This window comes from Alkalispirochaeta alkalica DSM 8900 (genome assembly GCF_000373545.1).
GTDB lineage: Bacteria > Spirochaetota > Spirochaetia > DSM-27196 > Alkalispirochaetaceae > Alkalispirochaeta > Alkalispirochaeta alkalica.
This window is the reverse complement of sequence record NZ_KB891725.1, coordinates 160,349-184,629: the sequence shown is the minus strand read 5'-3', so window position 1 is coordinate 184,629 and position 24,281 is coordinate 160,349. Positions and strand designations below refer to the sequence as shown.

Here is a 24,281-nt window from a genome sequence, read left to right as displayed (position 1 = left end):
CTTCTGCTCTGGTCAGGCGGATGGAGCGGAGCCCCCGGGGCGTTCCTCTCGCGCCGGGAGCTGGAGGGGGAGCTTGAGCCGGAACCCCGCACGGGCGGGGCCTCCGGGCCAGAAACTGCGGGGCTGGCAGCGCTCTTCCCCCTGCCTCCCCGGGTCTTTTTTCTNCGCGGCCTCACGCCTCTTCAGGTGGAGGATCTCGGCAGAGAGCGGGGAGCGCTGTTCTGCGGGGGCTACCGGCAGNGGCCCCTCCAGGGCGAGGTGNCACCGCTGTGGTTCTTCGGCGATTCCCGCTGGACCTGGAGGCCNTCCCTGGTCCTGGACCCCGGCCGTCCGCTGCCCGCACCTCTCGGGCCGGTGCCCGGNGGGAGCAGCCCGCCCCTGGTCCATCTGGTTCTCGGGCCGGGAGACCTTCCCCGGTCCGCCTCCGATCCGGCCCGCGCCCTCCAGGCGGTCCTGCACCTTCCCGAGGCGGTCCTGCCGTCGCCCGGCGCGGTCCCGACGGAAGAACCCCGCCGGGACGAGCCCGCCTCGGGGCAGGAGCCCCCCAGGGCCGGTCTCCTGCCCTCATTTTTTGCNGACCCCCTCCCCCTCTCGGGGCAGGCCGACCTCTTCCTCGCCGCAGGAACGGCGGCTTTCTGGAGAGGCTGGTCCAGCCAGACCCCGGGGAATCCCGAAAAGGTCCTGCTCAGCCTCTCTCCCTACGGGGAATCACCCCGCCCTCCGGCGAGAAGAACCCCGATTGCCCGGAAGCACCTGCCACCGGGAGATTTTCAGAGCACCACCGAGGGACACCTGATGATGGAGGAAGACTCCCTGACCTTCCGGTTTGCCTCGGGGCGGCTGGCGGGGATCACCTGGAACGCCCCCACCTCGACCCCACCCCTGACGACGGTCCCGCGCCGGGCCCAGGGGTTCTGTCTGGAACAGGCGGGCCGCACCCCCACCGTGACATACTTGCAAACCCGTCACGCCGCGTGGTTTTCGGGAGAGACAGCCCGGGGCGTGGAAGAGGTGGCCCGGATGGATCTTGGCGGAACGTCCCTGGAGTTTCACACCTCGGCAGCCCTGCGCACGGGGAAGCCAGGTCTCACCCTGAGCTTCCTGGCCAACTTTCCCGAGACGCTGCCNGCCGGCCCGTGCTCGATNAGCCTCTTCCAGATTCCCCTGGTGTATCTTCCCGGGAACCACCGCGCCGGGCCTTCTCCCGAGGGGAGCAGGAACCGCAGACCCCGTTCTGACCGGAATCCGGCGCCGGAAACGGCCTTTCAGGTAGAGGCTGTCTCCCCCGAGGGAGAGTCCCTGGCGGTCAACCTGTCGTCAAATCCGGGACGAACCACCCTGGTGGCCTGGTTTCTGCGGGTCCCCCTCTCGCGTGACGAGTCCCTCCTGATTGGCGCGGCCGAACCGGGCCAGAGAATCGCCACGGCCTTCGAGATTGAGATCGTGCCTACCACCCGGGGGGCGCTCCTGACGGTGGACCCGATTTTTCGCCACCAGGGCCAGCTCCCGCGAAACCTGGCAGGAACCGGTCTGGCGGGCACCCTGCTCTTCGCTCGGGGGGATACCCCCCTGGAGCAGCTGGTTATCCCACCCGACGAGAAAACGCCGCTCTACCGTTTCAGCCGCACCGTACCGGAGTAGATTTTCCGGAACTCCCCGGGCGCGCCCTCCTCCCTCAAAAGCAGCGCCCCCTCGGGATCGATCCCGGAGAGGACACCCTCGACATCCCCGGCAACCACCAGCTCGTCCCGCCAGGCCAGGCACTCCTCCACCAGGGAGAACCAGCGGTCACCCCGGAGGTGTTCCGCCATGCCTCGCCTCAGGCGCAGAAAGAGCGGTTCTGTTACATCACGGCCCGACCAGAAACGCTCCCCGGCCATCTCGTTCAGGGATGCCGCCGGGAGTTCTTCCTTCACCAGGGGAGCCCCGTGAATATTTATTCCGATTCCAATCAGGAACCACCGCTGGTCGGCCTCGATCAGGATACCGCAGACCTTCCGCCCCCGAGCGAGAATATCGTTGGGCCATTTTATGCAAAGTTCCCGGGAGGGAAGAAAAAACTCCAGCGTCTCCCAAACCGCCGCAGCTGTCCGCAGCGCCAGCGTTCCCGGGAGGGAGTCGGCGGGATCCCAGGGCCCGCCCCGCTCCACGGCCAGCGTGACCATCAGGGCCGACCCGCTGCAATCCTCCCAGCGCTTGCCCCGGCGGCCCCGGCCCGCTCTCTGGTGCCCGGCCCGAACCCAGAATCCCCCTGTTCCCCGGGGCAGGTCGGCCCCGATCTCCCGGGCCCGGTTCATGGTAGAGTCAACCACGCCGTAGTAGTACTCTCTCAGGGACTCCAGACTCACGATGGAGGGGCTCCTGCGGTGAGCGACGAAACCACAACGCGGCCAACGACCTTGTCCAGGGAGAAGCGAACCTTCTTCAGCTCCTCTTCCACCACCATCACGGCACGGCATATCTGAATCTGCACTCCGGGATAGACCACGCCGTCTACCACCACATCGGCGTCTTCGTAGCGATCCAGTTCCCCCGCCAGATCGCCCATCTGGGCTGACAATTTCTGACGCTCTTCCTCGAGCTGGTGCAATACGTTCAGCTGACGATCTGTGGGGTTCTCGGGGGTACGCTCCAGCAACTTCTGGAGACGGAGCGTCACGATCTGGTGGCGCCGGGAAGAGATGTCCAGTTTTCGCTCTGCGATAAAGTTCAACCCCACCCGAACCAGGGTAGGAACGTGCGCGCTGTTTCCCAGGGTATAGCACCGCACCCCCTGGGCTGCGGTGGTAACACCACCGATAATCCTCCCCCGGGGTCCCAGGGCCAGACGATCGAGGGACCCGATATGAGCCTGATAGACGTATTGCTTCACAAAGACCGAGGATTTGCTCTCCACGTGGCAGTTCCCGACAAACCGGGCCTGAACCCGTCCGCCACACCGCAACAGGGCGCGTCCGCGCCCCACCAGCCCGCCCCGGGCAGAGAAATCCTTCCGGCAGTAAATCTCGGACACATCCACCGTGCCTGCGGCGATGATGGCGCCACCAGCCCAGACGTGGAACCCGTCCTTCACCTCACCCTTGAGGATCACATCGCCGGGAAACTCGATACTCCCTGTCTGATAGTCTACATTACCACCGATCTCCAGGCGATCCTCCACAAAGAACTGGCCGTCCCTGGTCTGGAGCTGCCCGCCGATCCCGGCCACCACCACATCGTCGCGCTGGAGGGTGTTTTTTCCGGGAACCACTGTATCCACGGGAATCGTCCCGAAGGGAACCTCTTCCCCGTGAACGTTCGTCCCCGGAACCCCCTCCTGGAGGGGGACTCTCCGGGCGATCACCTGGCCTCTGCGGACCACGGGAAGACGGGTTACCTGCTTGTAATCGATTTGGCCTGCGTCATGGGTGAAATCGCCGGCAACTTCGGCGGTCTTCTGGAGGACCCGGAAAAAGGGAGGCCGCATGGAGACGGGCTCCGTTCCCCGGGCAACCGGAACCCCGCGCCGGGCGTGCCGACTGGTGTTCACCTCCAGCATGATCTCTTCCAGCTCCCCGGAGCGCACACCGTGGACGACGTTCTGCGATTCTAGAACCGTGGCGAGATAATCCGGAGAGAGCATCCTCCCCCCTCCCAGGGCAGGGAAGAAATCCCCCAGCACCAACATGGCGTCCTCGGCTATGGTCAGCTCAATATACCCGTCGCGATCCATTGCTCCTGCTCTTTCAGAAGTTCAGTGTACTTCCTTCCCGGCGTACACGCAACCGAAGGGCCCCTTCACCATCCAATCCCGGGCTTCGGGATTCGCCTCGGGGGGCAACTCCGGGGGGGCCGTTTCCTCTCGTCCGGGCATTGAAACAAACGGCGCATTACCGTAGATTTATGCTCTCACCGTATATTTATGCAATGCGTATTTATGCAAACAGTGAACCTGAACAAAGAGGGTAGAACGTGCGCGAACGGCAGGAACGACTGCGGGTCGTAAAAAAGATAATCCGGAACCACCGGATCGAGAGTCAGGAGCAGCTGCTGCACCTCCTGGCCCAGAAGGGCTACCGGGTAACCCAGGCGACGCTCTCGCGGGACCTGAAACTGCTCAAGGTGGGCAAGCAGGCCCGGGGTACCAGCGGGAGCTATTACACCCTCCCCTCGGAGGAACTCCGGCGCGAACAGCACCGCAGCTACGTGGAGGATTTCGCCCGGGGCTACGTCTCGCTGAACTTCTCGGGATCCCTGGCGATCATCCGTACCCTGAACGGCCACGCCAACAGCGTGGCGATCGCCCTGGAAAACCTCGACATCGAACCCCTTCTCGGCACCGTTGCCGGAGACGACACGGTTTTCGTGGCGCTCAGGGACGGCACCACCGAGGATACCTTTATCGAAAACCTCCGGGAACGGTTCCCCGAGTTTGAGGAATAACATGAAAGCAACAATTCTCGGCGCCACAGGATACACAGGCATGGTGTTGTTGCGCATTCTGGCGCATCACCCCCGCATTACCGCCATCACAGCCTCGAGCAGAACCATGGCGGGACGCCCCCTGTCCGAAGCGGACCCCGGCCTCTCGCGAAGCGTTCTGGAAGCGGGCCGCCTGGATCCCCTGGTTCGCTCGCCCTCGGAGGCCCTGGAGTCTCCCGGAGAGGTGATCTTCTCGGCCCTCCCCCACGGGGCTTCGGCCGATGCCTGCGCCCCCGCCCTGGGCCGCGTACCGGTGATCGATCTCTCGGCGGACTTTCGCTTTGGCGATCCCCGGAACTTCACAGCCTCCTACGGGACACCGCCTCCCCAGGAGGCCTTCCAGAACCGCTCAGTCTACGGTCTCTCCGAATGGAACCGGGAAGCCCTGAAGACCGCAGAGATCATCGCAAACCCCGGTTGCTACCCCACGGCCACCCTTATGCCGCTGCTCCCCCTGCGGGAAGAGATCCTCCCGGGGACACCCCTGGTGGTAAACGCCCTGAGCGGAATCACGGGAGCGGGGAAAAAGGAAAAAACCACTCTTCTCTACGCAGAGCGAACGGAGAACGCCACGGCCTACAGCGTGGGCCGGCAACACCGTCACACCGGCGAGATCGAGGAACAGCTCGGAGCGGGGCAGATCCTCTTCTCTCCCCACCTGATTCCGGTAAAACAGGGGATGCTGGTCACCACGACCCTCTCCGTCAGGGATGGCCAGGCCGCTGTGGCGGCCCTGGAAGAACGCTACCGTTCAGAGCCCTTCATCACTCTCACGGGATCGACCATGCCCGAGACACGCCACGTGCGGGGAACAAACCATGTCCGGATCGGTTGGCAGATCGAGGGATCATCGCTCATTCTGGTCTCGGCGATCGACAACCTCTGGAAAGGCGCGGCAGGGCAGGCCGTCCAGAACATGAATATCCGTTTTGGTTTTGACGAGACCGAAGGGCTTCACCAGGAGGCAGATCTCTAGACGATCTGCTCCGTCACAGGAAGATCCCCTGCAGGACAGACCCGTTACAGGAACAAACGAATGGAACTAGTCGTAAAAACGGGCGGCCGCGTGGCCGCCGATCAGCAGGCCATGGCCTCGCTCTTTCAGGACCTCGCGTCGCTCCGTCTCCCCTCGGTTCTTGTCCACGGCGGCGGTGCGGCCGTAACCGACCTGGCAGCGCGCCTGGGGATCACCTCGGCCTTTCACGAGGGGGTGCGGATCACCCAGCCCGAGGAGATGGCCCTGGTGGACATGGTGCTGGCCGGCGAGACCAACACCGAGCTGGTCCGCCTGGCCCGGCGCGCGGGAGTCGCTGCCGTGGGCCTCACCGGCTCGGACGGGGAGCTCCTCACGGGAACCCTCCTCTTTCCCGGCCGGGGGCGTACGGCCCGGGTCTCCTCGGTAAATCTGGCGGTCCCGGAACTGCTTCTGAAGGAGGGCTTCCTCCCCGTAATCGCCACGGTGGGCACCGGCGAGGACGGCCAGGCCGTCAACATCAACGCCGACGAGGCGGCCCAGGCGATCGCCTGCGCTGCTGCCAGACGCGCCGGACGGGACACTCCCCCGGTACAGCTCTGCTTCATCTCCGATACAGCAGGAGTTCTGGACGACCAGGGGAGGATCATTCCGGAAATACCCCGCTCCGCCATAGAGGATCTTATCGCTGCAGGAACGGTGCGGGACGGCATGGCCGCCAAGATTCGCTCCTGCGGTGCTGCCCTGGAAGCGGGAGTCACCCGGGTCGTGGTGGGCAGCTACGAGCAGGCAGGCGATATATCGCGCCTTCTTCAGGGAGAGCGCGGGACCTCCATCGTCCCGGGGACAGCCGGGCCGGGGATCCCCGCCTCGGGGAGAGCTGCAAAAGGAGGGCCCCGATGAAAGATATCCCCCTCATCACCCCTGCCCTGACCGGGGAGACCCCCTTTGCCAGGAACTACGCCCGGGAGGTTCTGGAGATCGCCAGCGGCCGGGGCTGCCGGGTGAAAGATACCCGGGGGAACTCCTACCTGGACTTCGGGTCGGGGATCGCCGTAAACGCCCTGGGCTACGGTGACCGCGGTCTTGCCCGACGGGTTGCCCGGCAGATGCGGAAACTGGTCCACGTCTCGAACCTCTACGCAACCCCGCCCTCGCTGGCTCTGGCGGAGGAACTGCTCCAGCTCGCATCCCCCGCCGGGAGAACCCCCTTTCAGGCGGTCCATTTCGGGAACAGCGGGGCCGAGGCAAACGAAGCAGCCATAAAATACGCCCGCCTCCGGGCGCATCATCTCAAGGGTCCGGGCCATCACAACACCATCGTGGCCTTCGAGAAGGCCTTTCACGGCAGGACCCTGGGGGCGCTCTCGGCAACCCCCAACGAGGCGTACCGGAAAAAGTTTGAGCCCCTCCTGCCGGGCTTTACCTTCCTGCCCCTGAACGACCTGGCCCGGCTGGACCAGGCCGTGACGGAGGAGACCGCAGCGGTGATCCTGGAACCGCTCCAGGGCGAGGGGGGGCTGGAGAGCCCTTCGCCGGAGATGGTGGAGCTACTCAACCGGATCAGCGCCGAACGGGGGGTGCTGGTCATCGCCGACGAGATCCAGACCGGCCTGGGCCGCCTGGGAGAACTCTTCGGAAGCACCCTGATCGGCCTCACCCCCGACATCATCACCCTCTCGAAGCCCCTTGCCGGAGGGCTCCCCCTCTCGGCGACACTGATCCCCCCGGCGATAAACGAGCTACTGCAGCCGGGCGATCACGGAACAACCTTTGGCGGGGGGCCGGTCACAACCGAGGCGGGCCGCTACGTTCTGGAGAGGATCACCGCACCGGGTTTCATGAAACAGGTCCGCCAGCGGGCAAACCAGCTCGACCAGGGCCTGGAGGAACTCCGGAAGAACCATCCCTGGATCACCGATCTCCCCGGGCGGGGGCTCCTGCGGGGCCTGCGCATCGATCTGGGCCCCGATCAGGAGGAGCTCTTCCCCGCCATCCTGCCGGCGGCCCTGGAACGGGGGCTGCTGATCCTCCGGTCAGGGAGCAACGTAATCAGAATAGCCCCTCCCCTGATCATCTCTCCACGCGATCTGCAACGGGGTCTCGCGATCCTCGATACCGTTTTTCACACTATTTCTGCCAGGAGGCACCAATGACACAATCGACGCATCCCGCACAGGAACGGGAAATCAACAAAATCGTCCTCGCCTACTCCGGTGGGCTGGATACCTCTATCATCATCCCCTGGTTAAAGGAACAGCACCCCGGAGCGGAGATCATCGGGATCTGCACAAACGTGGGTCAGGACGAGGACTGGGAGGGGATGGAGGCGAAAGCCCTCGCCTCGGGAGCATCCAAGCTGGTCATCCAGGACATCCGCGAGGAGTTTGCCCGGGATTTTCTCTTTCCCATGCTCCGGGCCGGTGCGATCTACGAGGGGAAATATCTCCTGGGCACCTCCATCGCCCGGCCTCTCCAGGCGAAACACCAGGTTGATCTGGCCCTGGCCGAAGGCGCCGAGGCCGTCGCTCACGGCTGCACCGGCAAGGGGAACGACCAGGTCCGGTTCGAACTCACCTACAAAGCCCTGGCTCCGCACCTGGAGGTAATCGCTCCCTGGCGCACCTGGGAGATCACCAGCCGGGAAGAGGCGATCGCCTACGCCCGGAACAACAACATCCCCCTGGGAAATATCAGCGAGAAAAACATCTACTCCCGGGACTGGAACATCTGGCACATGAGCCACGAGGGCGGGGACCTGGAGAACCCCTGGAACCGCCCGAAGGAAGAGATGCTCCAGCTCTCGTGCTCACCCAAGGATGCCCCCGACAAGGAAACCGAACTGGTCCTGGACTTCACCAAGGGGATCCCCACGGGAATCAACGGAACCGCCATGGCTCCCCTGGAGATTCTCTCCTACCTGAACAAGGTGGGGGGCGAGAACGGAATCGGCCGGGCGGACTTGGTAGAGACCCGTCTGGTGGGAATGAAGAGCCGCGGTGTCTACGAGACCCCGGCGGGGACAATACTCTTCCAGGCCCTGCGCGAGCTGGAGATGATCACCCTCGATTTCGACACCCTGGAAATCAAGAACCAGCTGGCCCTGCGCTACGCCAGCCTGATCTACGCGGGCAAGTGGTACACCCACTTCAGGGAATCCCTGGACGCCTACATGGAGACCGCAGCAAAGTACATGACCGGCTCCGTTCGGGTGGTACTCTACAAGGGGAACATTATCATCGCCGGCAGGAGATCCCCCTACTCGCTCTACATCGAGGACCTCGCCAGTTTCGGAGAGAGCAGCTACAACCACAACGACGCCACGGGGTTCATCAACCTCTATGGTCTTGCCACGGGTGTTCAGGCTCTGGTACACAAGTACCGCGATCTGGACGAGGGACCGGCCCATCAGATGCGGGAAATGGCCAGCTTCTCCGAGAAATAGCCCTCCCCGGGGGGCGCATCCCCCCGGCCACCAGGCCCTCTGCGCTAGTTACGGGGCTGAAAGATCAGCGAGTATTCCAGGGGAACCCGGGTGGTCAGGGCCCGCAGGAGGGGCGTCACAAAGCGGACGCCCCCATCCTCCGCCGTCCCGCCCCGAATCTGGGTGATCTGTCCCTGGGGAGCCACCAGGGTCTCGATGCGGGATTCATCCAGAACGGTGGCGATCGATCTCCCCTGGGCGTATTCGTCCAGGGCCCAGGCGAGATAGTCCCGGTACTCCTCTTCAGACATGTCACCCTCGGGNGGCAGCAGCGTCTCCGTGATAAAGGGGTCCACCCCCACCAGCGCGATGAGCTGCTCGATCCCCCTCCGGTCCAGACGCACCGCCAGACGCCGGAAGAGATCGGTCCGTTCAAAACGGACAACCCCCGCCAGGCGGCTGCTCCGCATCGTCACAAGACGGGCCAGGGAGTCAAAATCCACCAGGAGGTTCAGCTCCTCGGGCTGCGGCGATGATGCCTCCACCAGGTACAACCCGGGTTCCTCGGCAAAGGCCTGCTCCAGCAGGGGGATCTGGAAAACCTGATCGGAGACGCCCTCCCCGGAACCCTCATCGCTCCCCAGGGTAGCGCTCAGGTCCTGGATGTACTCGGTAAAGGCAGGATCCAGAACGATCCTGATATCGGCCCGACCGGACCCGTCGGGACGGAGTGATATCTCCTGGTGCACGCTGCACCCCGACGCAGCCAGGAACAGAACTCCCAGCGCCACCATGGCCGGAAGGGAGCCCGCCCCCCCTCGAAACGATCCTCGCTCTCTCATGATTCTCCAAGTATACCACAATCCGCAGGGCCGTACCGCCGCGCCAGATCCAGATACTCCCGACCCTCCTGATCCCGTCCCCGCTTGAAGGCACCCCGGGCGTAGATCAGGGCCTTTCGGCCCAACTCCTGCTCTGCCAGTTCCTGGGCAGGAATTCCCCTGTTCTCAAGAAACCAGCCCCGTTCCACCAGATCGCGGAGCCCCTGCAGGCGAAAGAGCTCGATGTGACCGTACTTTTCCGAAAGCTGATCGCCATGGCCGGCATATTTTACCGTAAAGGGTTCTTCCAGGTAGGCAACATCGACAAGGCTGGTCAGACGCAGCCAGTATTCGTAATCCTCGGCGACCTCCAGATCCTCCCGAAACCCCGCTGTTCGCTCCCAGAGCGACCGGGAGATCATCACCGTGGAGGGGCCGATGATGCACTTCACCAGGGAATCTTCCAGAAGATCCCCCGAACGACGGTAGACAGAAAAACGGCGGCCCTCCTGGGAGATCTCCCGGCCCTTCCTGATCCATCGCTCCCGGGTGTGTGAAAGGAGCNCGCCCCCGGGATGGTGCAGGGGGATCTGCCGGAGGAGTTTTCCCGGGAGCCAGGCATCATCGGAATCCAGAAACGCCAGAACCGAGCCCGATGCGCCGTGAACCCCGAAGTTTCGCGCCCCCCCGGGCGTCCCGCCGTGGTTTCTGGTGATAACCCGACCCCGGGAATCATCCCCGCAGGCATCCCGGGCTGCCCGGGGGGTGCCGTCCCGGGACCCGTCGTCCACCACACGGAGNTCCANATCCCACCCCGGAGGAAGAGCCTGATCCAGGACGGAACGAATCGCCCGACCCACCAGAGACTCCCTGTTGTAGACGGGGATAATCACCGACAGAAGAGACCCGGTCTGCTCCACGGCCCTAGTGTCCCCTCAGGCGATCCAGGCCCCCGGCGTTCAGAACGGGCGAGGATANCCGGCGGGCCAGAAGCCGCTGCGCCAGACCGCTGGAATAGCCCGACCTGCAGTAAAGCACGATCGATCGGTCCTGGCCGCTGAGCTCCTGAACCCTTCGGGAGAGTTCTTCCAGGGGCAGATTTATCGCCCCGGGATAGTGGTCCTCGCGAAATGCTTCGGGGGATCGCACATCAACCACCAGGGCTCCCTCTTCGATAGCCGTGAGCACCGTGTCCAGGGGGGCGGGGTTCCGGGCCAGTCCGCGCCGACGCTGCACCACTCCCAGANCGAGAAGCGCCAGGGCTCCCGCCACAATATGAAGATTGTTCATGAACCAGGAGCCTACCCGGCCCCCGGGCTGTCTGTAAACAAAGAGCCTCAATTATGGGCGGGAAAACAATTATGAACGCCAAAAACGGATGGGGATGCAGACCAGCACAAAGCGGACCCGCACAAAGCGAACCTGCACAAACCCGTCAGGAGAAGACGAAAAAAGGTCCGCCCTCGGCTTCAAGGGTGCGGGGGCGTTGCTCCCAGGAAGCCTCGGACGGACCAAAACACAAGAGGAGGAATCCCAATACTATCGAACCAGCCCGATAATCAGGTTGGTATCGTTGCGCCTCACCCGGAAGAGAACTTCGTCTTCCGCAGCCGAGGCCCTGTTCAACTCGCGGTAGAACTCCCGGAGCGTGGAAACCCCGGTGTTATTCACCCGCAAAATAATGTCGCCACTCCGAAGACCCGCCATTGCAGCGGGAGAGCCCGAAGAGACCTGCCCGATGATGACCGCGCCATCACGACTCGACAGATCCAGATTCTCCCGGATCGAATCGGTCATCTCCACCACGGACATGCCGGGCCAGAGATTGGCCGGAGCCGTGGCATCGCCGTCGCCGGGCCGGGAGCCGGTTCTGACGAAGATATCCCGCCGGGATCCCTCGCGGATAACACCGAAGCGCGTCCGCGCTCCCGGGTCGAGGCGGGTCACAGCCCGCAACAGATCGTTACTGTTGCGAATCGTCTCGTCGCCAACGCTCACAATGATGTCACCAGGCCGGATCCCGGCTGCTTCTGCGGGAGACCCGGTGTACAGATTGTACACGATCGCTCCGCCCTCGGATTCGCGCAGCGAATTGGAGGGGCTCTCGGGTGGATCGGCCATATTGACCCCGAGCCAGCCGTGGTGGGCGCTGCCGGTCTCGATGAACTGATCGATCGCCCTGCGCGCTACATTTACGGGAATGGCAAACCCGAGACCGATACTCCCCCCCGTCTGGGAGGCGATCCAGGTATTTATTCCGACAACCTCTCCCCGAAGATTGACAAGAGGCCCCCCGGAATTACCCCGGTTGATGGCGGCGTCGGTCTGGATATAATCGGTGAGCATCGGAATGCGCCGCCCCTGGGGGCCCTGGCGGCCCACGGCGCTGATGATCCCGCTGGTTACTGTCGACTCAAATCCCAGAGGGTTTCCCACGGCCAGGGCAAAATCACCCACCTGCACCTCGTCGGAATCACCCAGAACGGCCACGGGCACCTCCTGATCGGTCTCAAAGACCGCCAGGGCAAGATCGGTGTTGGGGTCGGAACCGACCCGGGTTGCCATGAAGGTCCTGCCGTCGTGGAGCGTGATCTTTATCTCTTCAGCCGTTCCGATCACGTGGTCGTTACTGAGAACGTATACGTTATCGTCGACGCGGCGAACGATGATCCCCGAGCCGATTCCCCGTTGCTCGAACTCCCGCTGCTGCTCCCGATTATCCGGATCGGGGCGGCCGAAGAAAAAATCGAAGGGAGACATGCGCGGAACCGTTCTTCTCGTTACCCGCTGAACCACTTCGACCTCTACCACCACGGGAAGCACATCCCGGGAGACACGCCGGAGCGTTTCCTGCTGAGCCTCCATGACGGTCATGGGGTCCAGTCGCTGCTGGCTCGCCACGGCACCGGGCAAGAGGGCCAGAACGAGGCATGTCACAACAAGCAGACGCTGCTTTTTCATAGCTGTTCCTCCTGTTTTCACGATCAGAATATGGGGCACGGCTCTTTCCCCTTTCTTTCAATATCATTACAGTTTTGACATGTTCAAACTGGTATTCTTTGTCCCTCCCGACCACGCTGAAGCGGTGAAGGAGGCGGTTTTTCGGGCCGGCGGTGGTTCCTACGAAAAATACGACCGGTGCTCGTGGCAGACAGAAGGAACCGGCCAGTTTCGCCCCCTGGCCGGAAGCGATCCCTTCATCGGGAAACCCGGCGTCGGCCGGGCCGGAGAGCTGGAGCGGGTGCCCGAGGCGCGCGTGGAAATCCTCCTGCCCGACGGAGCGGCTCTGCCCGCAGTGAAGGCCCTTCTGGAGGCCCACCCCTACGAGGAGCCGGCCTACGAGGTCTACCGGATCTTTCAGCTCCAGGACCTTCCGGGGGAGGTGAAGCCATGACCTCCCGGGACCAGGATCTCCAGGCCTCCAGGGTCGAAGCCGATACCATGGGCGAGGTAACCCTCCCCGCCTGGGCGCTCTGGGGTGCCCAGACCGAACGGGCCCGGGAAAACTTCGATGTCTCCCCCCTCAGGATTCCCCGGGAAATGATAGTCGCCCTGGGGCTGATCAAGAAGCACGCCGCCCGGGCCAACGCCGGACTCGGGTGCCTGGATCACCCCCTCGCCGAGGCGATCGCCAGCGCGGCCGACGAGGTTATCGCCGGCGCCTGGAACGAGCATTTTCCCCTGGACGTCTTTCAGACCGGCAGCGGCACCAGCTGGAACATGAATATCAACGAGGTGATCTCCAACCGGGCCAACGAGCTCCTCGGGGGAAGCCGGGGGAGCAAGACCCCGGTACACCCCAACGACCACGTGAACCGTGGGCAGTCCTCGAACGATGTGATCCCCACGGCGATTCACCTGGCCAACCGCATCGCCCTGGTGGATCTGCTGGAGAGCCTCCAGGTTCTGGCAGAGAGTCTGCGGAAGAAGGAACGGGCCTTCTCCTCCCTGATAAAGCTGGGCCGAACGCACCTGCAGGATGCCGTCCCCATGACGCTGGGCCAGGAGTTTTCCGGCTTCGCCGTACAGATCGAGAAAGCCCGGGAACGGATCAAGGCCACAGCCCCGGACCTGGAAGAGCTCGCCCTGGGTGGAACTGCCCTGGGAACGGGCCTCAACTGCGAGCCGGGCTTTGCCGAGACCGTGGCCAGGACAATCGCCGAAGAGACGGGCCTCCCCTTCCGGAGCGCCCCCAACAAGTTCGAAGCGATCGCCTCGCGGGACGCCCAGGTAGCGCTCATGGGAGCGCTCAATACCCTGGCAACGAGCCTCATGAAGATCGCCAACGACCTGCGTCTTCTTGCCAGCGGCCCCCGGGGATGCCTGGGGGAGATCATTCTCCCCGCCCTGCAACCGGGGAGCTCCATCATGCCCGGCAAGGTTAACCCCGTAATCCCCGAAATGGTCATCCAGGTGGCGGCCTACGTCAACGGAAAAGCCCTGAGCGTCACCATCGCGGGCCAGCACGGCCCCCTGGAACTGAACATGATGCATCCCCTGATCGCCCACGAGACGATCTCGTCCCAGAAGCTGCTCACCCGGACCTGCCGGGTCTTGGCCGAGCGGGCGATCGAGGGCATCGAGGCCGACCCCGAGCGGCTCTCTCACTGGATAGAATGGTCCCTGGCGCTGGTGACCCCCCTGGCCAGGGAGATCGGTTACGACGCGGCAGCGCGCCTTGCCTACCAAGCCTACCAGGAAAAGCGGAAGATCCGCGATGTTGTCCGCGAAAGCGGCCTTCTCGGGGAGGAAGAAATTCTGAATTTGCTCGATCCGGGAAAAATGGTATAAAGTATCGCCATGGATGTCAAAGAAACAGGTTACCTGAAGGTGCTGGCTGACTTCTCCTTCCCCGAGAACCAGATCGTGATCAACCCCAACGACGGCTTCGATCTCGGTCTGCTCACATCAGACACGACAGCTGTCTTTTACTACGGAGAGAGCCCCGCCACCATCGATGGCTCCGAAACACGGCCGATCCACGGCACCATACGGCAAAAAAACGAGTGCGCCATGGGTAACGTGGAAATAAGCCGCAAGGCTGTCGAAAAGATGGGAACACCCCCGCGGATACGGCTCCATCTGGTTCAGCAGAGCCCCTATCCTCACCTCCTGATCTCCACGGTCTGACCCACGAGCGAGCCCGGGGGGGGGGGGGAATGATCCTGCCTGCTTCGGCAGGCAGGGTCGCCAGAAACAGGATCGTCAGAAAATTGTTGCATAAACTCCATAAAAGGNTACAATTCAGCCAGTCCGGGGCCATCCCCGGGGTGAGCAACACAAGCACCAGAAAGGAGCAACCATGAAGAAGTACGTCTGTGACCTCTGCGGTTACATCTACGACCCGGCCGAAGGGGATTCCGACAGCGACATCGCGGCGGGAACATCCTTTGAGGATCTTCCCGAAGACTGGGTCTGCCCCGTCTGTGGAGCCGACAAGGACGAGTTCAGCCCCCTCGAGGACTGAGCACTCTTTCCCCGGCCCCTGGCCGGGGTCACCGGACCCTCCCCGGTTCGGCCAGCGCTCCCGGGACACCCGGGAGCGATCCCTTCTGTACCCCCTGCGGGGCCCTTAACCGTACTTCCGAAAGATGACCACGCCGTTGTGCCCCCCGAACCCCAGGGACGTGCTCAGGGCAGCCCTCACCGGCTGCGACCGCCCCGTACCGGGAACATAATCCAGATCACACCCCTCGCCGGGCGTCTCCAGATTGATCGTGGGCGGGATGAAGCTCTCGTGAATCGCCATAATCGAGGCGATCGCCTCGACCCCTCCGGCCGCACCGATACAGTGACCGGTCATCGATTTTGTGGAGGACACGGCCAGTTTTTCGGCGTGAGCCCCAAAGGCGGTCCTGATCGCCCGGGTCTCGGTGGGGTCGTTCACCGGTGTCGATGTTCCGTGGGCGTTGATGTAGTCGATCTCGTCCGGAGCCATCCCCCCGTCGGCCAGAGCAGCCTTGATCGCCCGGGCCGCACCGGTACCATCGGGGTGCGGTGCCGTGAGGTGATACGCGTCATCGGTCATCGCGCTGCCGGCAACCTCGGCGTAAATCCGTGCGCCCCGCGCCAGGGCGTGATCGAGACTCTCCAGAACCAGGATACCAGCCCCCTCGCCCATGACAAAACCGTCGCGGTCGGCATCGAAAGGCCGGGAGGCNCGCCGGGGATCATCGGCAAAGGACGAACTCAGGGCCTGAATCACATTAAACCCGGCGATTCCCAGGGGAGTAATACACGCCTCGGCACCCCCGGTCACCACAACATCCAGGGAACCATCCCGCAGATNCCGCAGNGCGTTACCGATCGCGTCGGTGGCACTGGCGCAGGCCGTGGCCANGGAATAGACCGGCCCCAGAGCCCCCAGGGCGATCGCCACGTGGGCAGGACCGATGTTGGCGATCAGCTTCGGAATTGTCATGGGAGGAACCCGGGAGGGACCCTTCTCGTGCANCGCCCGCAGGGACTCTTCGGTGGTCTCGAAGCCGCCGATCCCTACACCGAGCACCACACCAAGACGCTCCGGGTCCAGCGATGCGGGCGTGCCCTCTCCGGCAAAGCCCGCGTCCTCCCAGGCCTCGGTAGNGGCGTAGACGGCGTACTGGGAAAAGCGATCCATCTTNCGGGCGTCACGCCGGTCTATCCGCCGGGAAGGGTCAAAATCCTTCACCTCGGCTGCGTAGTTCGTCACAAAACCCGTCGTGTCGAACCGCGTGATCGGACCAGCNCCGCTTCTGCCCTCCCGAAGAGAGAGCCAGAAATCTGACAGGGAGTTTCCTACGGGGCTCACCACCCCCATTCCGGTTACCACAACGCGTTTCATATTATTCTCCCCGAGCCCCCCTGGGGGACCTCACATTGCAAGGCCGCCACCCACGGTGATGACCTCACCGGTGATGTAGGACGACATATCGGAGGCGAGGAAGAGACACGCCCCGGCCACATCAGCGGGCTCGCCGATTCTGCCCAGAGGAATCTGCTGGGTNAGCAACTCCTGCTGCTGGGCGGAGAGCTTTTCCGTCATCTCCGTGGCGATAAACCCGGGAGCAACGGCGTTCACCCGAACACCACGGCTCGCCGTTTCCCTGGCCAGNCTCTTGGTAAAGCCGATGAGCCCCGCCTTGCTGGCTGCGTAGTTTGCCTGCCCTGCGTTGCCGATCTTTCCCACCACGGAGGTGATATTTATGATCGAACCGGCCTTGCGCTTGATCATGTGCCGCGCCACGGCCCGGCTGGCCAGAAAGGCGCTCGTCAGATTAACGGTCTGAACGGTCTCCCAGTCCTCCAGGGACATGCGCATGATCAGCCCGTCCCGGGTAATCCCGGCGTTGTTCACCAGGATATCGATACCTTCTCTCAAGGTGAAAATCTCCTCGAAAGCGGCCTGAAGGGCGGCCTCGTCGCTCACGTCTACCTCGTGATGCGTCACATCAGCCCCGGGAACCCGGGTGCGGAAATACTCGAGCGAGCCCCCCTCGGTGCGCGAGAGGTAATGGACCACCGCCCCGTTCAGCAGAAACTGCTCGACGATAGCCCGACCGATTCCCCGGGATCCTCCCGTAACGACCGCTGTCTTTCCCTGTAACAAGGCTTTATCCAACACGCTGTTCCTCTTTCTGAAGCATCAGGGCAATCTTCTCGATCTCTTCCAGGGTTCCCGCCGTGTGACACCGTTCCACAGGCCACTCGGGGTCGGCCTTGCCCAGGGCAGACCAGAGCCCCTGCAGGACTTTCCCCGGCCCCACCTCGAGAACCACATCGGCACCGTCGGCAAGAATCTGCCGCTGTTCCTGGACCCAGGAAACGGTGGTTACCAGCTGATCGAGACACATCTGGCGCGCCTCGTGGCTGCTCATGATCCGCGAGCCCGTGACGTTGGAGTAGACGGGTTGCGCCGGCTCGGAGAAGGTTACTCTCTCCAGAATCCGGGAAAAGTCCTCCCGGGCCTCGGCCATCAGGGGAGTATGAAAGGGCCCCGACACCTTGAGGGGAATCATCTTCCTGACCCCCGCCGCCTTCAGCGCCTCCCGGGCAGCGGCAAGCCCCCGGGCACTTCCGCCAATGACGGTCTGGACAGGACTGTTTGCCAGGGAGGGATAGGCCTCCTCCACCGAGGCATCGGCAAGAATTTTTCGTACCGCTTCGGCCTCCTGGCCCATGACGGCCATCATGCCGGCGGGCCCTTCGGCTCCATCCAGATGGCGGCTGACCCGCTCCATGATCTGTCCCCGTTGCACAACCAGGGTGAGCGCGTCGTTCCGGGAGAGGACGCCCGCATCGACCAGAGCCGAGTACTCACCCAGACTGAACCCCGCCGAGACGGTACTGCGGACGCCGAAATCCGCCAGAACCTGGGCAGCAGCGAGATTCACCAGGGTCACGGCGATCTGGGTATTATCGGTTTTTCGGAGGCTCTCTTCGCTTCCCGAAAAGAGAAGCGCCGCAAGATCGAGCTTCCCTGCATCGGAACCGATCTCGAAGAGTTCGCGCACGGCAGGGCTGTAATCAAAGAGATCCTTCCCCATTCCTGTGTACTGGGCTCCCTGTCCGGGAAAAAGATAGGCAATATTCATGGGCTATATAGTACCACGTGTGACGGGAACGATCAAGTTAGTCGGCCCGGAACCGACAAAATATCTCATTTTCTCTTCCCCCTTTCGCGGATGTTCTGGTAAGATTTTCCTGTGACTACCATACTGAGACCCGCAGCGGTCACCGGAGTGGGGGCTTTTGCCCCGGAACGGCGTGTCCACAACGACGAGCTCGCCCGGCTTGTGGATACCTCCGACGAATGGATCTTCTCTCATACGGGAATTCGCTACCGTCATATCGCCGGCGATGATCTGGCCGCCAGCGATCTGGCCGTACCCGCCGCAGAACAGGCCCTGCGGCGCGCCGGGGTCTCCCCCGACGATATCGACCTGCTCCTGGTCGCCACGAGCACCCCCGACTACCCGGGGTTACCCTCGACAGCCTGTGTCCTTCAGGAGAAGCTGAAGATTCCCGGGGCGGGAGCCATGGACCTGGTCGCTGCCTGCTCCGGCTTTATCTACGGCCTGGAGACGGCCCGAACCTTTGTCGCCGCCGGAGCGGCCCGGCACGTTCTGGTGGTGGGCACCGAGATCTACAGCAGGATCGTCAACTGGGAGGATCGGGGCAGCAGCGTCCTCTTCGGCGATGGTGCCGGGGCCGTCGTGGTGAGCGCCTGCGCCGAAGGCGAGAACCGCATAGCTCCCGCCATTCTGGGCAGCCGGGGCAGCGGGGCAGAATCGCTCTGTCGCCTTCACGGCGGAACCCGCCACCCCTACGTACCCGGAGTAACCCCCCCCGAGGCGCTTCTCCTGCAGATGGATGGCAAGAAGGTCTACACCTTCGCCGTGGCAGTGATCGTTCAGGTCATCCAGGATCTGCTGGAGCAGAACGGCCTGGCCTTTTCCGATCTTGCCTACGTGGTTCCCCATCAGGCAAACACCAGGATCATCGCCGCCGCGGCAAAACGCGGAGGGTGGGACCCGGAGCGGTTCTACATGAACATTGAGGAATACGCCAATACCTCGGCAGCCTCNATCCCCCTGGCCCTGGAGGAGATNGACCGNAAGGGACTCCTGGCACCGGGGGATCGGGTTCTCTGCGTGGGCTTCGGNTCGGGCCTTACCTACGGTGGAACCCTGATAACCTGGACCTGATGCCCTGAAGACAGGCGACAGCGCGCCACCAGGGAGACCTTGATGGCGCGCTTGCAGAGCCCTTCCAACTGTCGTAAGCTGGATGTACCTGTGGAAACAGCAAAAGTCGTACCCTTTCACCAGTTTATCCGTCGCTATCCCCAGGCGATGGCCCTCCTCCTCCGGGATCGGGAAAACCTGCTGTGTCGCAACCGTTCCTCGGGGAAGATCAGGAAGGTCCAGCTCCGGGCGCTCCATCAGAACAACCCCCGCTTCTGGGAGACCTCCGGGGCCTGGGAATTTTTTCTGGACCGGAGCATCGCCGATCGCCATATCGAGACGCTGACCAAAGACTCCCGAANCCTCCAGGCCACAGNCACTGCGNAGGATGCCCCCCCGGCCCCTCCGGAGTCGCCCGGCCCGGAGCCCGAACAACCCGCCCCCCGGAGCAACAGGAGCAACTTCGGCGGTCTCGCCGAAGAGTACGCCCGGATGCCGCCCCAGGAGCGGTGTGGTCTTCTCAAAAGATCCCGGGACCTCCTGGATACGCTCCTCGAGCAGGACGATGCTCCGCAGCAGGAGGTTGCCGAGGCGCTGGTCAGCGCGACTCAGGATGCCACCCTGGCAAACCGGGCAACCCTCATGGAGGCGCTCCGCCAGGGCAACGACCAGGCCCGGACGTATACACAGCAGATGGTCACAGAGACGCGGGAGATGGTGAAATCAACGGTCCGCCTCGTTGATTCGGCAGTCTACAACGACGAACTGGTCCGCCAGGTCATCGAGAAATCCAATGGCACCGTGGTTCAGCACATGACCCGGGTCTTTCTGATGGGCCTGGAGTTTCTNCTCTTCTACAACAGACAGGTGATCATGCGCGGTATCGCCAGCAAGATCCGCGTCCGCTTCCGCACTGCCTACCGGCCNTTTTACCGCTCTCTTTTGCCCCATCTTCACGAGGAGCAGGTGACGCTGGAACACGTCTTTTACGGCGGCATGAAATCCCTCGACGATGCAGAGATACACGCCTTTGCCACNGGATTCCTGGTGCACGACGTGGGCAAGGCCGACGACATNGAGTACCACGAGGGAGAGGCCGGTTTCGACCGGGCCACGGTGGAACGTCACGTGAAGATCGGCTACAAGGCGGTCATGGAGAAGACCACCTACCCCCGGGAAGCGGCGCTCATCACGGGTTACCATCACGAGTATTACGGCCACGCCCAGGGCTACGGCTACTTCCGGGAGTTTCTGAACGCCTATAAGGAGGCACGCCCCGAGGCCACCCAGGATTACATCATGTCCTACACCATGGAACCCCTCATCGACTATCAGGTCCTGGCCTACTTCCCGGCCAAGATGCTGGAAATCGTCGACGTCTACGACTCACTCACCGACCCGAACAGGCGCTACCGGTCTCCCCTGCGGCCAACCGAGGCCCTGGCAATGATCAAGGACGAATTCATCGTGAAGAGTCCCAAGATAGACCCCATTCTTTTTGATATCTTTCTGGCTTTTCTCAAGACGAAACTGGCGCGGCCCGCCCGCTAGGCCNGCCCTGAAACCGGACCGCGAGCCGGGCGCACCTGCCTGGACGTGGTCGCGCCAGCTCACCTGACGCACTCCTCCCAAGACACCCCGAAGGGAAAATCATCCCCCCGGGGTGATCCCCGGCACGGCTCGCCCTAGTCTCCCAGGACCAGCCCGTCAAAGTACCCGCGCAGGCGGGAGACAAAGTTCCGCTGCACCGCAGCCTGGATATCGCGATACGCAAAGGCTATGGCCGACTCCGTGGTGACCGCCGATGAACGGCCCTGGTCGTCGTAGGAGACGATNGAGGTCCCGTCGGGACCGGCCACATCGAGGTTCAGCACCCAACGTGCCGACTCAAAATCTGCGGAGAGATCGATCGGCTCGACCTGGACTCTCCCGGTAATCCGGAGAACCGGATCCGTGGCGGAAACGGGAAACCGCTCTTCTGCCAACGCCTGGCGAACCACNCCCCCCACACGGTCACCGGTATCACCGGTGATGGTTACGGAGACACGCATATCCGAGGCGATATCGGTACGCCGCTGGATCAGGGAATCGTAGGAGTAGGGAAGCTGCACCATCTGGCCCATGGAGGGAGCGATGATCCGCAACTGGTCCCGCAGGACCTCGTTCCCCGAGGCGATGATCCAGGCCGCGCTCACGTAGGCGTACTCCCGAATCAGGTTATCGCTTGCATCGGCCTGGGCCAGGAAGGAAGCAACCTGGTCTGCGTTCTTCTCGATCAGGTCCACGTAGAGACGACCCGTAGGAAGACGCTCGATGTAGGCGATCGCGTGGACCCGTCCCGACTCGTCCACAGCGGCCTCACCCATCTGAACGTTGGTAAGCCGCTGGGCCGACTGAACCGAGGTGGTCTGGGCAAGCTCTACCTCGGCTTCCGAAAAATCCCCTTGGGCGGTGACGATATCCCGATACCGCTCCTGGGTGGTCATGTCCACCTGAATGTTGGCCTCGAAGATCTGGGAAAGACCCGCCATGGCCTGCTGTTCTGCAGCCCTTCGGGTATCACCCGTTCCCACCGCCGTCAGATAGACCTCCTCGGGGTAGACCGCCGAAGGATTCAGGTACCACTCGGGAAGGTCAGCCCTTCTGGAATCGGGCCGTGCCGGCTTGGGGGAACTCGAGCACCCCGCGAAGATGAGAAGCCCCATCGCCACGCAGAGGCTAGCCCACAGCACCGTTCGTCTTTTTCCATTCATCATAATTTTCATCAACTCCTTTTTGGCAAACCAGTTTTTACGAACCAGTTTTTTGCGACTCAGCGACTCAGCGACTCAGCGACTCAGCGACTCAGCGAATCAGGAAGGAGGAGATCAGGTTTGGTGAGTTCCTGTCCACCTTCACGGTGCCGATCTGGTCAACGTGTACCCGGGATGTGCCCTGGTAATACTCCACGGCGATCTCGTACTCGCCTGCCGGCAGATCCCACTCGCCAACGTGGGCGTAGGCCGGGAAATACCGGGAAATGCGAAGATCGGCCTGCTCGCTCGCGTCCAGGGCTATGTCGGTGGCAATGGACCCGGCAAGACCCGCCGCCATTCCGAAGAGCGATCCCGACCCGGCCTCGCGCATGGCCTGGCCCGCCTGCTGACCGGCGATCCCCTTTATGATCGTTCGCGTAACGGTCTTCAGGAAGATGATCGGCTCCCTGATCTGGAAGGTATCAAGAGCGATCTGCTCCATGTTCTCCAGAAGCTGGACGTCCCCCAGGGGTCTTCCGTTGGCCATAACCCGCACCCGGGTGATCTCGGAGCCCCGCAACTGCATACGGGGCAACTCAAACTTGAAGCGGTAGCCACTCTGGACACCGGGGAAGGAGAAACTCCGATACCCTTCTATAACCCGCCCCAGGTGCTCGTCCTCCTCGGCATGGATAATATCGACTGCGCCATCACGAGTAATAACCCAGAGGGTCTGGGCCACCTTGATGGGCGAGCGACCCGTAAAGACCAACACGCTGATCCTGGCATCGTCGGGGCGTTGCATCACAGCCTCGGTGAGAGGAAGGGGAAAATCATAGAGGTTCGACTGCTCGCGGAAAGCTTCCTGAAGCAGCTCCCAGTCGATTCGGACGCCGTCCATGTCACCATCGCCACGACGCAGGACCAGACTGAGGTACCGCGCCAGGGCGCTGTTGTAGAACCGACTCTCGCCGGGCTGGATCTCGGGGCCGTCAGCCTCGTCGGCCTGGGCGTACCCCTTGGCCAGAGACTGATACTTGTCCTCGAGGAGGTTCAGCTTGATGTTGATCCTTCGGGCTTCCACCAGCGCACCGTCGGTCTGACCCAGGGCGTTGAAATTGAGCGCCTTGAAGACGTTCAGATAGATGTCCTCGAAATCTTCCCCGGCGTAATCGCGCATGGTATCGTTGATCAGGAAGGTCGCGGCGGCCTGGCTGATGCTGCGCGTGAAATACTCCTCGATAAGACGCTCGGCCTCGCTCAACCGTTGCGAACTCTCCACAGGAGAATCGGCGTAGTGAAGCAGCATCCCCGAATCGAGGTAGAAGAGCACGCCGTCGCGTCGGCCGTAGAGGGTATCCACGTTATCCTCTATGATCTGGGCTGCCCGGGCAAAATCACCCTGCTGCGTCGCCTGGTCGGCCTCGATAAAGAGGGTATTCCTCGTTGAGGCACAACCCGACAGAAACAGGACNAAGAGGACCCCCGCGAGGGCCCTCCTTACGACTCCGGCAGGACTATACATAACTGGTCCTCCTTCGGACTGAACAGACCTCACCGCACTCACCAGCGCGAACGCCGCTGCTCAATCAACTTTTTTATTTCCTTGTTCCCGATCCAGACGATCTCGTTGCTCTCAATGTGGATGAGTTCCATATTGACAGCGTAGGCGATCGCCCGCATCCCCTCGATGGCATCCACGGTGGAAGAGATCGTTCCGCGCAGCATGAAATCAGCACCCGTCTCGGCACCGAGACGCGCCACGGTCTCTTCCCGGGCCTGGGTCTGCTGGTCCATCCGCTCGGCCCTGATCTGCTGGCGGGCCTGTTCTCCTGCAACAAAGCGAACCATGCCGCTGTTTATCAGCTCCCGCTCGATATCGCGGATAAAGGGCGTTGTATCGATATGCTCGGAACTGAGGTTCCGGACATCACCCACCACCACCACGGGGGGGCGGCCCTGATCCGCCGAGAACCTGTTCAGCCAGGGTCGGGCCAGAACATCGTCGATCATCTCCTCTGCCACGAGCCGTGCGTCGGTATCGTTCCAGCGTCCGCTCAAGTCGATCTGGGCATCGGCTGCAGTACGCTCAACGGTACGGCTCGGCGTCGAACAGCCCNCCAGAACCAGAGCCCCCCCAACCAGCACGAGTCCTAATATCCTTTTCATCCTTCGTTTCCTCCAGCACGTGTGTATCTAGTC

General features: G+C 62.9%; 20 protein-coding genes. 10 read left to right on the top strand and 10 right to left on the bottom strand.

Annotated elements, in window-relative coordinates; all coding sequences use genetic code 11:
* Window positions 1-1,610 precede the first annotated feature (1,610 nt).
* Both B071_RS18575 and B071_RS0110930 read right to left on the bottom strand, forming a co-directional pair.
* Entirely contained in the window at window positions 1,611-2,348 is a 738-nt protein-coding gene (locus tag B071_RS18575; RefSeq protein ID WP_018527133.1) for a biotin--[acetyl-CoA-carboxylase] ligase, read from the bottom strand.
* Window positions 2,345-3,712 (bottom strand): flagellar assembly protein A, encoded by a 1,368-nt coding sequence (locus B071_RS0110930; protein WP_018527132.1) that lies wholly within the window; start codon window positions 3,710-3,712, stop codon window positions 2,345-2,347. The genes B071_RS18575 and B071_RS0110930 overlap by 4 nt, the downstream gene beginning before the upstream one ends.
* 239 nt (window positions 3,713-3,951) lie before the next feature.
* Between B071_RS0110930 and B071_RS0110925 the strand changes: the two genes are divergently transcribed.
* The 5 genes from B071_RS0110925 to B071_RS0110905 are packed head-to-tail and all read left to right on the top strand — an operon-like array spanning window position 3,952 to window position 8,879.
* Window positions 3,952-4,422, top strand: coding sequence for an arginine repressor (locus tag B071_RS0110925; protein ID WP_018527131.1), 471 nt, complete (start codon window positions 3,952-3,954; stop codon window positions 4,420-4,422).
* A gap of 1 nt (window position 4,423) precedes the next feature.
* Window positions 4,424-5,437: an N-acetyl-gamma-glutamyl-phosphate reductase gene (gene argC / locus B071_RS0110920; RefSeq protein WP_026245172.1), complete on the top strand. Its 1,014-nt coding sequence runs from the start codon at window positions 4,424-4,426 to the stop codon at window positions 5,435-5,437.
* 60 nt (window positions 5,438-5,497) lie between these two features.
* The gene (gene argB, locus B071_RS17215; protein ID WP_018527129.1) at window positions 5,498-6,337 is read left to right on the top strand and encodes an acetylglutamate kinase; all 840 of its coding nucleotides are present in this window, start codon (window positions 5,498-5,500) and stop codon (window positions 6,335-6,337) included.
* On the top strand, window positions 6,334-7,590 hold the full coding sequence (locus B071_RS0110910; RefSeq protein WP_018527128.1) for an aspartate aminotransferase family protein: 1,257 nt from the start codon (window positions 6,334-6,336) through the stop codon (window positions 7,588-7,590). Before argB ends, B071_RS0110910 begins: the two co-directional genes overlap by 4 nt.
* On the top strand, window positions 7,587-8,879 hold the full coding sequence (locus tag B071_RS0110905) for an argininosuccinate synthase (protein ID WP_018527127.1): 1,293 nt from the start codon (window positions 7,587-7,589) through the stop codon (window positions 8,877-8,879). Before B071_RS0110910 ends, B071_RS0110905 begins: the two co-directional genes overlap by 4 nt.
* A gap of 817 nt (window positions 8,880-9,696) precedes the next feature.
* Here the strand turns inward: B071_RS0110905 and B071_RS17210 are convergent.
* The 3 genes from B071_RS17210 to B071_RS0110885 form a co-directional block, all read right to left on the bottom strand.
* Window positions 9,697-10,572 (bottom strand): glycosyltransferase family 2 protein, encoded by an 876-nt coding sequence (locus B071_RS17210; RefSeq protein WP_438829692.1) that lies wholly within the window; start codon window positions 10,570-10,572, stop codon window positions 9,697-9,699.
* A gap of 31 nt (window positions 10,573-10,603) precedes the next feature.
* Window positions 10,604-10,969, bottom strand: coding sequence for a rhodanese-like domain-containing protein (locus tag B071_RS0110890; protein WP_018527124.1), 366 nt, complete (start codon window positions 10,967-10,969; stop codon window positions 10,604-10,606).
* 249 nt (window positions 10,970-11,218) lie between these two features.
* Window positions 11,219-12,640: a Do family serine endopeptidase gene (locus tag B071_RS0110885; protein WP_040588228.1), complete on the bottom strand. Its 1,422-nt coding sequence runs from the start codon at window positions 12,638-12,640 to the stop codon at window positions 11,219-11,221.
* A gap of 79 nt (window positions 12,641-12,719) precedes the next feature.
* On the opposite strand from B071_RS0110885, the gene B071_RS0110880 reads away from it, so the two are divergent.
* The 4 genes from B071_RS0110880 to rd all read left to right on the top strand — a co-directional run bounded on the left by B071_RS0110880 (window position 12,720) and on the right by rd (window position 15,146).
* Window positions 12,720-13,073, top strand: a complete 354-nt coding sequence (locus B071_RS0110880; RefSeq protein WP_018527122.1) for a YqfO family protein — start codon at window positions 12,720-12,722, stop codon at window positions 13,071-13,073.
* Window positions 13,070-14,470 (top strand): class II fumarate hydratase, encoded by a 1,401-nt coding sequence (locus tag B071_RS0110875; protein WP_018527121.1) that lies wholly within the window; start codon window positions 13,070-13,072, stop codon window positions 14,468-14,470. The genes B071_RS0110880 and B071_RS0110875 overlap by 4 nt, the downstream gene beginning before the upstream one ends.
* 9 nt (window positions 14,471-14,479) lie before the next feature.
* Window positions 14,480-14,809, top strand: a complete 330-nt coding sequence (locus B071_RS0110870) for a hypothetical protein (protein WP_018527120.1) — start codon at window positions 14,480-14,482, stop codon at window positions 14,807-14,809.
* Between the two features lie 172 nt (window positions 14,810-14,981).
* Window positions 14,982-15,146: a rubredoxin gene (gene rd / locus B071_RS0110865; RefSeq protein ID WP_018527119.1), complete on the top strand. Its 165-nt coding sequence runs from the start codon at window positions 14,982-14,984 to the stop codon at window positions 15,144-15,146.
* 105 nt (window positions 15,147-15,251) lie between these two features.
* Here rd and fabF read toward each other — a convergent pair whose 3' ends face one another.
* The 3 genes from fabF to B071_RS17205 form a co-directional block, all read right to left on the bottom strand.
* The gene (gene fabF / locus B071_RS0110860) at window positions 15,252-16,502 is read right to left on the bottom strand and encodes a beta-ketoacyl-ACP synthase II (RefSeq protein WP_018527118.1); all 1,251 of its coding nucleotides are present in this window, start codon (window positions 16,500-16,502) and stop codon (window positions 15,252-15,254) included.
* Window positions 16,503-16,532: 30 nt separating this feature from the next.
* Window positions 16,533-17,282 carry a 3-oxoacyl-[acyl-carrier-protein] reductase gene (gene fabG / locus B071_RS0110855; protein WP_498365809.1) on the bottom strand — a complete coding sequence of 250 codons (750 nt, stop codon included), beginning with the start codon at window positions 17,280-17,282 and terminating at the stop codon, window positions 16,533-16,535.
* Window positions 17,272-18,252, bottom strand: coding sequence for an ACP S-malonyltransferase (locus tag B071_RS17205; protein WP_018527116.1), 981 nt, complete (start codon window positions 18,250-18,252; stop codon window positions 17,272-17,274). The genes fabG and B071_RS17205 overlap by 11 nt, the downstream gene beginning before the upstream one ends.
* Window positions 18,253-18,363: 111 nt before the next feature.
* Here B071_RS17205 and B071_RS0110845 point away from each other — a divergent pair, with 111 nt between their 5' ends.
* Complete coding sequence (locus tag B071_RS0110845; RefSeq protein WP_245534077.1) at window positions 18,364-19,365, top strand: beta-ketoacyl-ACP synthase III; 1,002 nt, start codon at window positions 18,364-18,366, stop codon at window positions 19,363-19,365.
* 1,664 nt (window positions 19,366-21,029) lie between these two features.
* Here the strand turns inward: B071_RS0110845 and B071_RS0110835 are convergent.
* Together B071_RS0110835 and B071_RS0110825 are read right to left on the bottom strand one after the other, a co-directional pair.
* A complete protein-coding gene (locus B071_RS0110835) occupies window positions 21,030-22,049 on the bottom strand; it encodes an LPP20 family lipoprotein (protein ID WP_438829691.1) in 1,020 nt (339 codons plus the stop codon).
* Between the two features lie 1,593 nt (window positions 22,050-23,642).
* Window positions 23,643-24,248, bottom strand: coding sequence for a penicillin-binding protein activator LpoB (locus tag B071_RS0110825; RefSeq protein ID WP_040588120.1), 606 nt, complete (start codon window positions 24,246-24,248; stop codon window positions 23,643-23,645).
* Window positions 24,249-24,281 lie beyond the last annotated feature (33 nt).